This is a genomic window from Enterobacter sp. D2 (assembly GCF_034427575.1).
GTDB lineage: Bacteria > Pseudomonadota > Gammaproteobacteria > Enterobacterales > Enterobacteriaceae > Enterobacter > Enterobacter cloacae_M.
The window spans coordinates 1101492-1115347 of the sequence record NZ_JAXQPP010000001.1; the positions used below are offsets into that span (position 1 = coordinate 1101492).

The 13856-nt window shown below is 55.7% G+C and carries 15 protein-coding genes; 3 read left to right on the top strand and 12 right to left on the bottom strand.

The window, feature by feature from the left end:
• Window positions 1-14 precede the first annotated feature (14 nt).
• Together tyrS and pdxY are read left to right on the top strand one after the other, a co-directional pair.
• Entirely contained in the window at window positions 15-1289 is a 1275-nt protein-coding gene (tyrS, locus tag SPG90_RS05385) for a tyrosine--tRNA ligase (RefSeq protein WP_023311370.1), read from the top strand.
• Window positions 1290-1354: 65 nt separating this feature from the next.
• The gene (gene pdxY / locus SPG90_RS05390; RefSeq protein WP_023311371.1) at window positions 1355-2215 is read left to right on the top strand and encodes a pyridoxal kinase PdxY; all 861 of its coding nucleotides are present in this window, start codon (window positions 1355-1357) and stop codon (window positions 2213-2215) included.
• Between the two features lie 60 nt (window positions 2216-2275).
• On the opposite strand, the gene gstA is transcribed toward pdxY, so the two are convergent.
• The 12 genes from gstA to blr form a co-directional block, all read right to left on the bottom strand.
• The gene (gene gstA / locus SPG90_RS05395; protein ID WP_322407996.1) at window positions 2276-2881 is read right to left on the bottom strand and encodes a glutathione transferase GstA; all 606 of its coding nucleotides are present in this window, start codon (window positions 2879-2881) and stop codon (window positions 2276-2278) included.
• Between the two features lie 100 nt (window positions 2882-2981).
• The gene (dtpA, locus tag SPG90_RS05400) at window positions 2982-4490 is read right to left on the bottom strand and encodes a dipeptide/tripeptide permease DtpA (protein WP_023311373.1); all 1509 of its coding nucleotides are present in this window, start codon (window positions 4488-4490) and stop codon (window positions 2982-2984) included.
• A gap of 591 nt (window positions 4491-5081) precedes the next feature.
• A complete protein-coding gene (gene nth / locus SPG90_RS05405; protein WP_008500570.1) occupies window positions 5082-5717 on the bottom strand; it encodes an endonuclease III in 636 nt (211 codons plus the stop codon).
• On the bottom strand, window positions 5714-6400 hold the full coding sequence (locus SPG90_RS05410) for an electron transport complex subunit E (protein WP_023311374.1): 687 nt from the start codon (window positions 6398-6400) through the stop codon (window positions 5714-5716). The genes nth and SPG90_RS05410 overlap by 4 nt, the downstream gene beginning before the upstream one ends.
• A 2-nt stretch (window positions 6401-6402) precedes the next feature.
• Window positions 6403-7023 (bottom strand): electron transport complex subunit RsxG, encoded by a 621-nt coding sequence (rsxG, locus tag SPG90_RS05415; RefSeq protein ID WP_126303194.1) that lies wholly within the window; start codon window positions 7021-7023, stop codon window positions 6403-6405.
• Between the two features lie 10 nt (window positions 7024-7033).
• Window positions 7034-8086: an electron transport complex subunit RsxD gene (gene rsxD / locus SPG90_RS05420; protein ID WP_045353851.1), complete on the bottom strand. Its 1053-nt coding sequence runs from the start codon at window positions 8084-8086 to the stop codon at window positions 7034-7036.
• The gene (gene rsxC, locus SPG90_RS05425; RefSeq protein ID WP_322407997.1) at window positions 8087-10222 is read right to left on the bottom strand and encodes an electron transport complex subunit RsxC; all 2136 of its coding nucleotides are present in this window, start codon (window positions 10220-10222) and stop codon (window positions 8087-8089) included.
• Complete coding sequence (rsxB, locus tag SPG90_RS05430; protein WP_322407998.1) at window positions 10215-10793, bottom strand: electron transport complex subunit RsxB; 579 nt, start codon at window positions 10791-10793, stop codon at window positions 10215-10217. The genes rsxC and rsxB overlap by 8 nt, the downstream gene beginning before the upstream one ends.
• Window positions 10793-11374: an electron transport complex subunit RsxA gene (gene rsxA, locus SPG90_RS05435; protein ID WP_014883581.1), complete on the bottom strand. Its 582-nt coding sequence runs from the start codon at window positions 11372-11374 to the stop codon at window positions 10793-10795. Before rsxA ends, rsxB begins: the two co-directional genes overlap by 1 nt.
• A gap of 76 nt (window positions 11375-11450) precedes the next feature.
• A complete protein-coding gene (locus SPG90_RS05440; protein WP_126303196.1) occupies window positions 11451-11891 on the bottom strand; it encodes a DUF2569 domain-containing protein in 441 nt (146 codons plus the stop codon).
• 86 nt (window positions 11892-11977) lie between these two features.
• Complete coding sequence (gene ydgT / locus SPG90_RS05445; protein ID WP_013096896.1) at window positions 11978-12193, bottom strand: transcription modulator YdgT; 216 nt, start codon at window positions 12191-12193, stop codon at window positions 11978-11980.
• Window positions 12194-12424: 231 nt separating this feature from the next.
• Window positions 12425-12550 carry a division septum protein Blr gene (gene blr, locus SPG90_RS05450; RefSeq protein ID WP_168112406.1) on the bottom strand — a complete coding sequence of 42 codons (126 nt, stop codon included), beginning with the start codon at window positions 12548-12550 and terminating at the stop codon, window positions 12425-12427.
• Between the two features lie 243 nt (window positions 12551-12793).
• Between blr and SPG90_RS05455 the strand changes: the two genes are divergently transcribed.
• Window positions 12794-13834 carry an oxidoreductase gene (locus tag SPG90_RS05455; protein ID WP_032657704.1) on the top strand — a complete coding sequence of 347 codons (1041 nt, stop codon included), beginning with the start codon at window positions 12794-12796 and terminating at the stop codon, window positions 13832-13834.
• Window positions 13835-13856 lie beyond the last annotated feature (22 nt).

The following is a 13856-nucleotide window of genomic DNA, read 5'->3' on the forward strand; positions in this document are numbered from 1 at the left end:
ACATGGAGAATTTGATGGCAAGCAGTAACTTGATTAAACAATTGCAAGAGCGGGGTCTCGTGGCCCAGGTGACGGACGAGGAAGCGTTAGCAGAGCGACTGGCGCAAGGCCCGATCGCGCTCTATTGCGGCTTCGATCCCACCGCTGACAGCTTGCATTTGGGGCATCTTGTTCCATTGTTATGCCTGAAACGCTTCCAGATGGCGGGCCACAAGCCTGTTGCGCTGGTGGGCGGCGCGACCGGCCTGATTGGTGACCCAAGCTTTAAAGCCGCTGAGCGTAAACTGAACACCGAAGATACCGTGCAGGAGTGGGTGGATAAGATCCGCAAACAGGTTGCACCGTTCCTCGACTTCAACTGTGGTGATAACTCTGCTATTGCCGCGAACAACTACGACTGGTTTGGCAGCATGAACGTGCTGACCTTCCTGCGCGACATCGGCAAGCACTTCTCTGTTAACCAGATGATTAACAAAGAGGCCGTGAAGCAGCGTCTGAACCGTGACGACCAGGGTATCTCCTTTACCGAGTTCTCCTACAACCTGCTGCAGGGTTATGACTTTGCCTGCCTGAACAAGCTGCACGGCGTTTCCCTGCAGATTGGCGGTTCCGATCAGTGGGGTAACATCACCTCCGGTATCGACCTGACCCGTCGTCTGCACCAGAACCAGGTCTTCGGTCTGACCGTTCCGCTGATCACCAAAGCCGACGGCACCAAATTCGGTAAGACTGAGGGCGGCGCAGTATGGCTCGATCCGAAGAAAACCAGCCCGTACAAGTTCTACCAGTTCTGGATCAACACGGCGGATGCCGATGTTTATCGCTTCCTGAAGTTCTTCACCTTCATGGATATCGCAGAGATCAATGCTCTGGAAGAAGAAGACAAGAACAGCGGTAAAGCGCCGCGCGCGCAGTACGTGCTGGCGGACGAAGTGACCAAACTGGTTCACGGTGAAGAAGGTCTGGCTGCGGCAAAACGCATTACCGCTAGCCTGTTCAACGGTACCCTGAGCGATCTGAGCGAAGCGGACTTCGAACAGCTGGCGCAGGACGGCGTGCCGATGGTTGAGATGGAAAAAGGGGCTGACCTGATGCAGGCGCTGGTGGACTCTGAGCTCCAGCCTTCGCGCGGTCAGGCGCGTAAAACCATCGCGTCTAACGCTATCACCATCAACGGTGAGAAACAGGCCGACCCGGAATACACCTTCGTTGACGGTGACCGTCTGTATGGCCGCTACACGCTGCTGCGTCGCGGTAAGAAAAACTACTGCCTTGTCTGCTGGAAATAATTAACAGTCTCCAGGGGCGTGGGAAACCACGCCCCTTTTGTTTTTTCAGGGTTTGGTAAGAAAAAATGAAGAACATCCTCGCCATTCAGTCCCACGTTGTTTTTGGACACGCTGGCAATAGCGCCGCGGAATTCCCGATGCGTCGCCTCGGCGTCAACGTCTGGCCCCTTAATACCGTACAGTTCTCTAACCACACGCAATACGGCAAATGGACCGGCTGCGTAATGCCGCCTTCGCACCTCAGCGAGGTTGTGCAGGGGATTGCCGATATCGACCAGCTTAAACGCTGTGACGCCGTGCTGAGCGGCTACCTCGGCTCAGCGGAGCAGGGGGAGCATATCCTCGGCATCGTACGCCAGGTGAAAGCCGCAAACCCGGCGGCAAAATACTTCTGCGACCCCGTTATGGGCCACCCGGAGAAAGGCTGCATCGTGGCGCCTGGCGTTGCAGAGTTTCATGTCCGCCACGCGCTGCCCGCCAGCGATATCATTGCGCCAAACCTGGTCGAACTCGAAATTCTCTGCGAGCATCCGGTTAACAGCGTTGAAGAGGCGGTAAGCGCGTCTCGTGAGCTGATCGCTCAGGGGCCGGAAGTTGTGCTGGTAAAACACCTCGCGCGCGCAGGGCTGAGCCAGGACCGTTTTGAGATGCTTCTGGTGACGAAAGATGACGCCTGGCATATCAGCCGTCCGCTGGTGGATTTCGGCCTGCGCCAGCCGGTTGGGGTCGGGGATGTCACCAGCGGTCTGCTGCTGGTGAAATTGCTGCAGGGGGCGACGATGCGCGACGCGCTGGAGCACGTTACCGCGGCGGTGTACGAAATCATGATTGCGACGAAAGAGATGCAGGAATATGAACTGCAGGTGGTTGCGGCACAGGATCGTATCGCGAAGCCGGAGCACTATTTCAGCGCAACCCGGTTATAACCGGCCAAAAATTGTAGGCCGGGTGAGCGTCAGCGCCACCCGGCAACACAGGCCGCTCGGTTAGTTCAAACCTTCCGCTTTCAGCGCCGCAGCCACCGCAGGGCGCTCTGCCACGCGTTTCATATACCATGCAATATGGTCTAACCCTTCCAGGTTCAACTTAACCGCGCGCGCCCAGCGCAGCACGGTAAACAGATACGCATCGGCAATCGTGAAGCGCGAACCACAAATCCACTGTTCGTCTTTCAGCGATTCGTTAACGTACTGCAGCTTTTTCTCAAGAAGCGCACGCAGGGTCGGTTTGAACTCCTCTGGCGTATCCGGGCGGAACAACGGCGTAAAACCTTTGTGCAGTTCGGTCGCAATGTAGTTCAGCCATTCCAGCGTCTTATAGCGAGAAATGGTACTGACCGGAGCCAGCAGCTGGCGATCGGGCACGCTATCGGCCAGGAACTGCATAATCGCGACGCCTTCGGTCAGCAGAGTACCGTCATCCAGCAAGAGAGCCGGAACTTGTCCCTTGGGGTTAATGGCAAGAAAATCATCGCCATTTTCCAGACGCTTTTTCATCAGATCAACGCCGTCCAGCGTGAAATCTTTGCCGCTCTCGCGCAGGGTGATGTGGGAAGCAAGAGAGCACGCGCCCGGTTTGTAGAACAGTTTCATCGGTAACTCCTTTTTGCTGAGGTTTCAGCTATGTTAGTGCGCCAACGGACAAAAAAAAAGCCGCTAATATGCATTAGCGGCTCGTCGTTTCTCAATAATCTTACGCGGTAGCGGTTTTGGTCGCTTCAGCCGTCTTGTCGTCGTCCTGAGTCATACGATTCAGTTTCGGCGCGGTCAGCAGCATCAGAACTGCAATAACCGCAGTAGCGATACCAATCTGCATGAACACGGTGCCGTAGACGTTCAGGGAGACCAGTGGGTCAGTGACGTTTTCAGGCACAGCCATCAGGTTCGCAATTTTACCCGCAATGATTGCCGCACCGGCAGTGGTCAGGAACCAGCTACCCATAATGAAGCCCATCAGACGCTGCGGCACCAGCTGTGCAACCATCGCCAGACCCAGACCGGAGATCATCAGCTCACCGATAGACTGCAGCGCGTAGCTCAGGATCAGCCAGTTAACGGACACGATACCCGCGTCGGTGGCAAATTTGGTACCCAGCGGCAGCACCAGGAACGCGCCGGAGCACAGCACCATACCGATCGCAAACTTGTGCGGCATCGGCAGACGGTCGCCCATCTTGTTATAGATAGCGGCCAGAATCGGGCTACCAATCATGATCCAGAACGGGTTCAGCGCCTGATACTGTTCCGGTTCGAACGCGATGCCCAGAATTGAGTGCTCAACGTTACGAATGGCGAAGAAGTTCAGTGAGGTTGGCATCTGGCTGTACAGCACGAAGAAGATAATCGCTTCCAGCATCAGAATGAACGCCACAATCATCTTGCGACGGGCAGCACCCTGCATGGCGAAAGCTTCTTTCGCAAAGATAACCACGATACCCAGCGCAACCACGCCCAGAACGGCACGGGCGATACCCTGGTTGTGCAACAGCCAGGTGGCAATTGCCGCGAGGACAACAACGCCCACGATGGTGGCCAGCAGTTTGCCCATATGAACAGGCTCGAAGTCAGGTTTTGAACCGTAGTCTTTAACCCAGCTGCGGCAGAACAGGAAGTTCACCACGGTGATCAGCATACCCACGAAGCTCAGCGCGAACGCCACGCTCCAGCCGAACTTAGCTGCGAGCCATGGGGTTGCCAGCATCGAGAAGAACGAACCGATGTTGATGGACATGTAGTACATGGTAAATGCACCGTCCAGACGCGGATCGTCTTTGCTGTAGCAGGTAGAGAGCAGGGAGGACGGGTTTGCTTTGAACAGACCGTTACCGACGGCAATCGTCGCCATACCCATATACACGACAGCGGCATCGTGCCCTGACCATGCAACCAGACCATAGCCAATCGCCAGGACGATGGCGCCCAGCATGATGACACGTTTAGTCCCGAGGACTTTATCACCCAGCCAGCCGCCAATTGCGACCAGACCGTACACCAGAGCACTAAAGGAAGAGAACAGCGTGATGGAATCGGCTTCGGACATACCCAGCTGTTTTACCAGGTAAACCGCCATGATCCCTTGCAGGCCGTAATAACCAAAACGCTCCCATAACTCGATAGAGAAGATGAGATAGAACGCTTTAGGCTGTTTAAAAGCGTTAAGACTTACGCTTTCATCTGTTGGTTTATTGTTTGCAGTAGACACATATACCTCTTTTTTTACATCCCATATTAACGGGGGTGTTCATAGCGTGATGGCCGTAGTCCATACGCCTTATAGTTATATTGGGAGGAGAAACGGCGGGTAATGTTCACTATCCTGCCCCATCTGGCAATACGTTTGTAATAATCTGTTACATATATCTGAAGTGGTATAATCGTCGGTTCATATAAATGTTATTCAGCGTTAAATTTCATACGATGATTAAAGGTAGTTTTTTCGACTGGCAATAACCCACTTCAACCGGCCTTTGGCGATATGTTCTGCTATTTGCCGTTTATCGCAGTGATATAGCCCATATTCTGAAAAATAGCTGGTCTTATCTTCGGTAATGGAAGGAGAGTATCTTGTCAGACAAAGGGTTTAGGCGGGTTTTGACAACAAAAATTCAACATGAAGTTATCAGGGTGATCGCGATCACAGATGTATAGAAATTTTTGGCTATGAAAAAAGTATTAACCTGTTTGAGCGTTAAACAAACGAACAAGTGACAGGTCAGAGGGAACGAAAGACGGACAAATAACGGCCAAAAGAAGGATGCCTGGTAGCCCTTCTTTTGGTAAGGGATTGTGACGATCAGGGATACACTTTTTCTTTGTATTCGCAGAGATCTTCAATAATGCAGGAGCCGCAGCGAGGCTTACGGGCAATACAGGTATAGCGACCGTGCAGAATCAGCCAGTGATGGCAATCAACCTTAAATTCGGCCGGAACCACCTTTAACAGCTTCTCTTCGACCTGCTCAACATTTTTCCCCGGCGCGAAGTTAGTCCGGTTAGACACGCGGAAAATATGCGTATCCACGGCGATGGTCGGCCAGCCAAACGCGGTGTTGAGCACCACGTTCGCAGTCTTACGCCCCACGCCCGGTAAGGCTTCCAGCGCGGCGCGATCTTCCGGTACTTCGCCCCCGTGCTGTTCCAGCAGGATCCGGCAGGTCTTAATGACGTTCTCGGCTTTGCTGTTAAACAGGCCGATGGTTTTGATATAGGACTTCACGCCTTCCACGCCCAGCTCCAGCATGGCTTTTGGCGTATTGGCGACCGGATAGAGCAGGGCAGTGGCTTTATTGACGCTCACATCGGTCGCCTGCGCAGAGAGCAACACCGCGATCAGCAGCTCAAACGGGGAGGTAAAGTTCAGCTCCGTCGTCGGATGCGGGTTCTCGTCCCGCAGACGGGTCAGGATCGCAATGCGCTTTTCTTTATTCATGAAGCCTTCTCGGGTGTCCCTTCCAGAACGCTACGCTCAGCCGCGCGGCGCTTACGTTTCTCATCAATCAGGTATTTTATCGCCAGCATCATGCCAAGGCCAATAAACGCGCCAGGGGGCAGCATTGCCAGCAGGAATGGCGTATCGGTGTGGAACACTTCAACGCGCAGCGCTTTGGCCCAGCCGCCCAGCAGCGCATCTGCGCCGTCAAACAGCGTGCCGTTACCGAGGATCTCGCGCAGCGAGCCCAGCACGAACATGGCGCAGGTGGCACCCATTCCAATGGAAAAACCATCCAGCGCCGACATGGCGGGGCTGTTTTTCACCGCGAATGCTTCCGCACGGCCAACGACGATACAGTTGGTGACGATAAGGGGAATAAAGATCCCAAGCGACTGGTACAGGCCGAATGCGTAAGCGTTGATGAGCATTTGTACAACGCTAACAACAGACGCAATGATCATGACGTAAATCGGAATACGAATTTCCGACGGCGTCCAGCGGCGCAGGGCGGAGATGGAGAGGTTGGTCAGGGTCAGCACCAGCGTGGTTGCCAGACCCAGACCGAGCGCGTTGGTGGCGGTGGACGTTACCGCCAGCAGTGGGCACATCCCCAGAAGCTGGACCAGCGCGGAGTTGTTCTTCCACAACCCCTGGACAATAACCTCTTTAACCTGGCTCATGATTACTCCCTACAGGCCGGAAGATTGTTGATTTGCGCGGGCAGCGTTTCGGCATACAGCCCGGCTCGTTTTACGGCGTTCACCACGGCGCGCGGCGTGATGGTCGCGCCGGTGAACTGGTCGAACTCGCCGCCATCTTTCTTCACCGCAAACGCGGTATCCCCTTCGCCATGGATAACTTTACCGGCGAAGTGCAAAATCCAGTCGCTAAGACGTGTTTCAATTTTATCGCCTAGGCCCGGCGTTTCATGATGCTGCGTCACGCGGGTACCCAGTATTGTGCCGGAGAAATCGCTGCCGACGAGCAGTTGAATGGCGCCGGAATAGCCGTCGGGCGCCGTCGCTTCCATCACCGCGCCTACCGGTTTATCCCCTTTGCGGGCAATAAAGAGGCGGTGAGAGCCTTTCCCAAGCTGCGGCGCGTCTACCACAAAGCAGCTCTTTTGCAGGTCATTATCGTAGAAATCTGATGGGATCACCTGATCGAACAGCGCCTTTTGCTGCTTTGAAGCCTGCTCTTCGATGGTCGTTTTGGTTAACGAGTTAACCAGGGCCGTCAGCCCGGTCAGGACTGCGGCGAAGACAGCCAGCGTGACGCCGTGTTTTTGCATCGTTTTTAACATGGCGAAACCCTTAGCGATGGCCGTACACGCGCGGGCGCGTGTAATAGTCGATGAGCGGAACGGTAATGTTGGCGAGCAGGACGGCAAACGCGACGCCGTCCGGGTAACCGCCAAAGCTGCGGATCAGCCATACCAGCAGGCCTGCCAGCGCGCCGAAGATCAGGCGGCCGCGGTTAGTCGTTGACGCCGTAACCGGGTCCGTCAGGATAAAGAAGGCGCCCAGCATGGTCGCACCGGAGAGCAAATGCATCTGCGGGCTGGCGAGTGATTCAGGAGAGAATACCCAACCCAGCGTGGCGCAGACCGCCAGCGTCACGAGGAAGCTGACCGGAATATGCCAGCGAATGGCTTTCTGCTGCAGCAGGAACAGGCCGCCCAGCAGATACGCCAGGTTGACCCACTGCCAGCCTGCACCCGCCAGCATGCCGCTGTAAATCGCGGATTTCATAATCTGCTCAACGCTGTGCCCGGCATGCAGGGACGTTTTAAAGGTATCGAGAGGCGTCGCCTGGCTGATGCCGTCCACGCCCATGCGCAGCGCGTTCATATCAGCGCCGAGCGCCGTATGGCCGGTAAAGATAACGTGCAGGGCATCCATAAAGCCCGGAACCGTGGCCGCAATCTCGTGCGGCGGCAGCCAGCTGGTCATCTGCACCGGGAAGGAGATCAGCAGCACCACGTAGCCAATCATCGCCGGGTTAAACGGGTTATGGCCGAGCCCGCCGTACAGCTGTTTGGCAATGATCACGGCAAAGACGGTACCGAGCACGACCATCCACCACGGGGCAAACGGCGGAATACTGATGGCGAGCAGCAGGCCGGTCAGCAGCGCGGAGTTGTCAGCCAGAATGCGTGACACCGCCATCTTACGCAGCTTCAGGACGAGTGCTTCCGCCGCGACGGCGCTGGCGCAGCCCAGGGCTATCTGGAACAGGGTTCCCCAGCCGAAAAACCAGCACTGAACGGCAATGCCCGGCAGCGCGGCCAGGCAGACCAGCATCATAATGCGTGATGTCTGACGCTGGTTGTGGGTGTAGGGGGAACTTGCGATTCTGAAAACCATTTAATCCTCGTTTACGGCTTGCTGTGCGGCTTTCTTCGCCTGAACGCGCGCAATGGCGGCGGCGACGGCGGCCTTGCGCGGGTCATCGTTGGCGGCCTGCGGCTGCTCTTCCTGCTGCGCTGCCTTACGGGCTTTGGCGCGGGCAATCGCTGCTTCTACGGCGGCTTTACGCGGGTCGACCGGTGGTGCTTCTGCTTCTGATACTACCGTTGGTGCCTGCTGAGCAGCCTTACGGGCTTTAGCCCGTGCAATCGCCGCTTCTACGGCGGCTTTACGCGGGTCGACCTGTGGTGCTTCTGCTTCTGATACTGCCTCTGGCGCCTGCTGCGCAGCCTTACGGGCTTTGGCCCGGGCAATCGCTGCTTCAACGGCGGCTTTGCGCGGATCGACCGCATCCTGCTCGATGACCACGCTTTGCTCACCCGATTTGCGGGCTTTGGCGCGCGCAATCGCCGCTTCAACGGCCGCTTTACGCGGGTCGATCTCAGTATCTGCCTGAACCGTTTGCGCTTTTTCCGCCTGACGCGCGCGAGCCGCAGCCTTTCGCGCTTCGCGGGCGGCAATCGCTTCGCTGTTATCCGGTTTTTCTCCGGCCTGGATCACTACCGTCTGGGCGGCATCGACTTTTTTCTCACGAACGCGCGCCAGTGCGGCGTTGATCGCATCCTCATCTTTCCCGGCAGGCTGAACGGCGGCCTGCTTATGGCGTTCCTGACGGGCGATTTTTTCGCGCTCCAGTCGCGCCTGACGCGCTTCGAAACGTGCCTTGGCTTCCGCGGCGCGTTTTTCTTCCATGGAAATGGCATAAATCTCGGCCTTCTCCTGACGGAAGTATTGCACCAGCGGAATGTTGCTTGGGCAGACCCAGGCGCAGGCGCCGCATTCAATGCAGTCGGCCAGGTTATGGGATTTTGCCTTGTCGTGCAGCTGGCCTTTGCTGTACCAGTACAGCTGCTGCGGGAGCAGATCCGCCGGGCAGGCATCGGCACAGGCGCTGCAGCGGATGCAACCTTTCTCTTCCTGTTCTTCACCCATTTCGGTTGGGGAAGGGGCGAGCAGACAGTTCGTGATTTTCACTACCGGAACGTCCAGCCACGGCAGCGTAAAGCCCATCAGCGGGCCGCCCATGATCACCATCTGGTCGCTGGTCGGGCAAAATTCAGCCTGTTCCAGCAGATGGCGCACCGGCGTACCCAGACGCGCCCAGACGTTGCCCGGACGGGAAACCGACTCGCCGGTCAGCGTCACCACGCGCTCGGTCAACGGCTCGCCGTCAATCACCGCGCGTTTCACCGCATAGGCGGTGCCGACGTTTTGCATCAGCACGCCGATATCCGAAGAGCGTCCGCCGTGCGGAACCTGCTTGCCGGTCAGAATTTGCGTCAGCTGTTTTGCGCCGCCAGAAGGGTACTTGGTCGGGATAACGCGCAGGCTAATATCGTGACTGCCCGCCAGCACGGCGCGCAGCATCGAGATGGCCTGCGGTTTATTGTCTTCGATACCAATCAGCACTTCCCGCGGCTTAAGAATGTGCGCCAGGATGCGGATGCCTTCCACCACCTGAGCGGCGCAATCCTGCATCAGACGATCGTCGGCGGTGATATAGGGCTCGCACTCGGCGGCGTTGATAATCAACGTCTGGATATTATCGCCACCGCCGCGCAGCTTAACGCCGGTCGGGAAGCCCGCGCCGCCCAGCCCGGCGACGCCGAACTGATGAATACGCTCGATAAGCGCTTCGCGGCTCTGGCTGCGGTAATCGCTCCAGCCGTCACGTTCAATCCAGCGGTCTTCGCCGTCGGCTTCAATGATCACGCTCAGCTCCGATAGAGCGGACGGATGGGCCACCGTATGAGGGGCAATCGCCACTACTTTACCGGAGGTAGGGGCGTGTATCGGCAGCATACGTCCACGGCCAAAGGTCAGCGGCTGACCGCGAAGAACCGTATCGCCTTCTTTCACGCACAGCTCGCCCTCAGCGCCAATATGCTGTTTGAGCGGCATGACGTAACGCGTCGCCAGCGGAATTTGACGCAGCGGCGTGCCGTTGGACTGGGTTTTCATCTCCGGCGGATGGATACCGCCGTCAAAGTCCCAAATCTTCTCTTTTCTGAAAGCAGAAAATAACTTAAGCATGTTGTTCCACAGGAATGATGCGAACCGGAATGGTTTGAAGATCCCACTTCCAGCTTTCGGTAGTCGTTTCAACCGGGCGCAGCTCAATACATTGCGTCGGGCAGGGGGCCACGCAGAGGTTACAGCCGGTGCACAGATCCGCCACGACGGTGTGCATGGCGCGGGTGGCGCCAACAATGGCGTCAACCGGGCAGGCCTGAATACATTTGGTACAGCCGATGCAGTTTGCCTCGTCGATCACGGCGAGGGCGCGAACCGGCTCCTGCACCTCCGCATCGCCATCAACGGGCTGCGGATCGACGTTAAGCAGGGCCGCGATTTTCAGCATCACCGCTTCGCCGCCGGGGGCGCAGCGGTTAATGTTTTCACCCTGAATTCCTACCGCTTCGGCATAGGGACGGCAGCCCGGGTAGCCGCACTGCCCGCACTGGCTTTGCGGCAAAAGCTCATCAATTTTTTCAACAACAGGATCGTCCTCTACGGCGAAACGGCGGGAGGCGTAACCCAGGATAAGGCCAAACACCAACCCCAGGACGCTGATAGAGGCGATGGCAATCCAGATAGCATTCATTACAACTTCACCAGACCACTAAAGCCCATAAAGGCCAGAGACATTAAACCAGCGGTCACCAGCGCAATCGCGTTACCGCGGAAGGGAGCAGGGATATCCGCTGCCGCCAGACGCTCGCGAATCGACGCGAAGAGGACCATAACAAATGAGAAACCGACGGCGGCGGAAAAACCGTACAGCGCCGACTGCATGAAGTTATGGCCAAGGTTGATGTTCAGCAGCGCAACGCCGAGAACGGCACAGTTGGTGGTGATCAGCGGCAGGAAGATACCCAGCAGGCGATAGAGGGCCGGGCTGGTTTTACGCACCACCATTTCAGTAAATTGCACAACAACCGCAATGACCAGAATAAAAGCCAGCGTACGAAGATAGATTAACCCCAGCGGGATGAGGATCCAGGTATCAATCAACCACGCGCAGATGGACGCCATCGTCATGACGAAGGTTGTCGCCAGCCCCATGCCCATCGCCGTTTCCAGCTTTTTGGACACGCCCATAAACGGGCACAGGCCAAGGAACTTCACCAGAACGAAGTTGTTAACCAGCACGGTGCCGACAAAGAGCAGTAAGTAATCGGTCATTATTTAGCCTGAAATAAAAAAGCCGCCTATTATCGGACAAACTCACGCAGGCGACAACAGGTTATCTGTAAGGTTATTACGGGTTCACGAAGGTGTTTTTTACCCGCATCGAACGCTTGAAATAGGGGACCAGCAGCGCGGCGGCCAGTAACGGGAAAAGCAGCTGACGAACGGCCAGAGCGTCTGATACGGGCGAAAAAGCAAAGGCTTTCACCGCCAGCAGAACCGAGATCAGCAGCCAGATAATGTAGTGTTTAGGTACACTTTTGCGGCGCTTAAAGAAGGCGATGGTCAACCACAGGGTGTAGTACCACATTCCAATTGCGAAAACGAACGACACAAACCACATCGCAATATTCAGCACGCTTTGCGACATCAGTGTCTGGATGGCGTGAGGGGTAATCAGTGCGGTGGTATACAGCAGCAGCGCAAGCGATGCGCTTAATAAGGCAACCAGCAGCCATGCCAGTGGGGCGATTAACCAGCCTCCAATGCGTTCTCCAGGCGTTGCGGTCATGAACTCTCCCATAATCTGCGCGAAATGTTGTACAGCCAGTTTGCAGGGCGGAGAGTATATAACATTTCGCGCGGATGGCTACTTTCTTATAAAACGTAACGCCATACGGACTTAGGCACTTCACCCACGTTGAATAAACGACCTCCGGAAACCAGCTCCGCACGGCGATGGTCAGCGGCGCGATACATATTAATGATGTCCTGATTATCCGACAGGGTGTAGTTCAGATGGTCAAACAGTTTTTCCAGGCTCTCAAGCGAATTGATCTTGCGAAATTTTAATAAATAGTCCTGAACTGTCATATTAATAAGTTTCCATATAAAAGTGAGTAATACCAGTTAAGGTAATTCGTTCGAATAATAAACGGATTAATAAAGACGTAAACAGCCCACTCAGGTAACGCGACGAAATTAGGAGTTTTCTTTGCTGAAATTCAGGCATCAGACGATGCCTGGAAGAGAAGGTTAACCGTGTTCACCAGGGCTGGCAATAAGTAACTGACATATTATGTCACTCTTTATTGCAGTAACCGGTTACTTAGGTTGGGCGACTGTGACAGGCTCCGGCGGCTGGTAGTTATCGATATGGCTGGCAACACCCAGCAAAATGACCGAAACCCCAAGAACAATCCATCCCGCTAATTCAATGATTCGATTAATAATTGACGTCATGATTCGTAGTTGTACTTTATCCATAAATACAGGTCGCAAATGTTACAGCGACGTTTCCCCGACGGCAAGCGCTTTGGGAACGGTTCCCTTAAACAAAATCAGTGGGTTAATACTATGTAACAAAAACAACCCGTACAACCTGCTATTTTAAGTCATATGGCACATTATTAATCTGTGGTAATGCCAGGCTAGCCAGTGTGAAATAAGAACGTCATAAAAGAGGACGGCACTATGAGTGATAATATCCGAGTTGGGCTTATCGGCTATGGGTACGCGAGCAAAACGTTTCATGCGCCTCTGATAGCCGGAACGCCAGGGATGACCCTGGCTGCGGTATCCAGCAGCGATGCCGCTAAAGTCCATGCCGACTGGCCTTCCGTGCCGGTTGTCTCTGAGCCAAAACACCTTTTCAACGATCCGAATATCGATTTAATCGTTATCCCCACCCCGAACGACACCCACTTTCCGCTGGCAAAGGCCGCGCTGGAGGCCGGTAAACACGTGGTGGTCGATAAGCCCTTTACCGTCACGCTGTCTCAGGCTCGCGAGCTGGATGCGCTGGCAAAGAGTCTCGGCAGGCTGCTGTCGGTGTTTCATAACCGCCGCTGGGACAGCGACTTTCTGACGGTAAAAAGGCTTCTCAGTGAAGGCACGCTAGGGGAGATCCTCTTCTTTGAATCGCACTTTGACCGCTTCCGTCCGCAGGTACGAAACCGCTGGCGCGAGCAGGCTGGTCCAGGCAGCGGCATCTGGTACGATTTAGCCCCGCATCTGCTGGATCAGGCGGTCAATCTTTTTGGTCTGCCGGTGAGCATGACGGTCGATCTGGCCCAGCTCCGGCCCGGAGCGCAGACGACCGATTACTTCCACGCGGTGCTCAGCTACCCGCAGCGGCGGATTGTGCTGCACGGCACGATGGTCGCGGCCGCGGAATCGGCCCGCTACATTATTCACGGCACGCGCGGGAGCTACGTAAAGTTTGGCCTCGATCCGCAGGAGGACCGGCTGAAAAGCGGTGAACGTTTGCCGCAGGAAGACTGGGGCTATGATATGCGCGACGGCGTGGTAACGCGGGTGGAAGGTGAGGAACTGGTAGAGGAGACCTTGCTGACGATCCCGGGCAACTATCCGGCCTATTACGCGGGCATCCGCGATGCGCTGAACGGCACGGGCGAAAATCCGGTTCCGGCCAGCCAGGCGATTCAGATTATGGAGCTGATTGAGCTGGGTATTGAATCTGCCAAACATCGCGCCACGCTCTGTCTGGCATAATTTTAAATATTTTTGTAGGCCG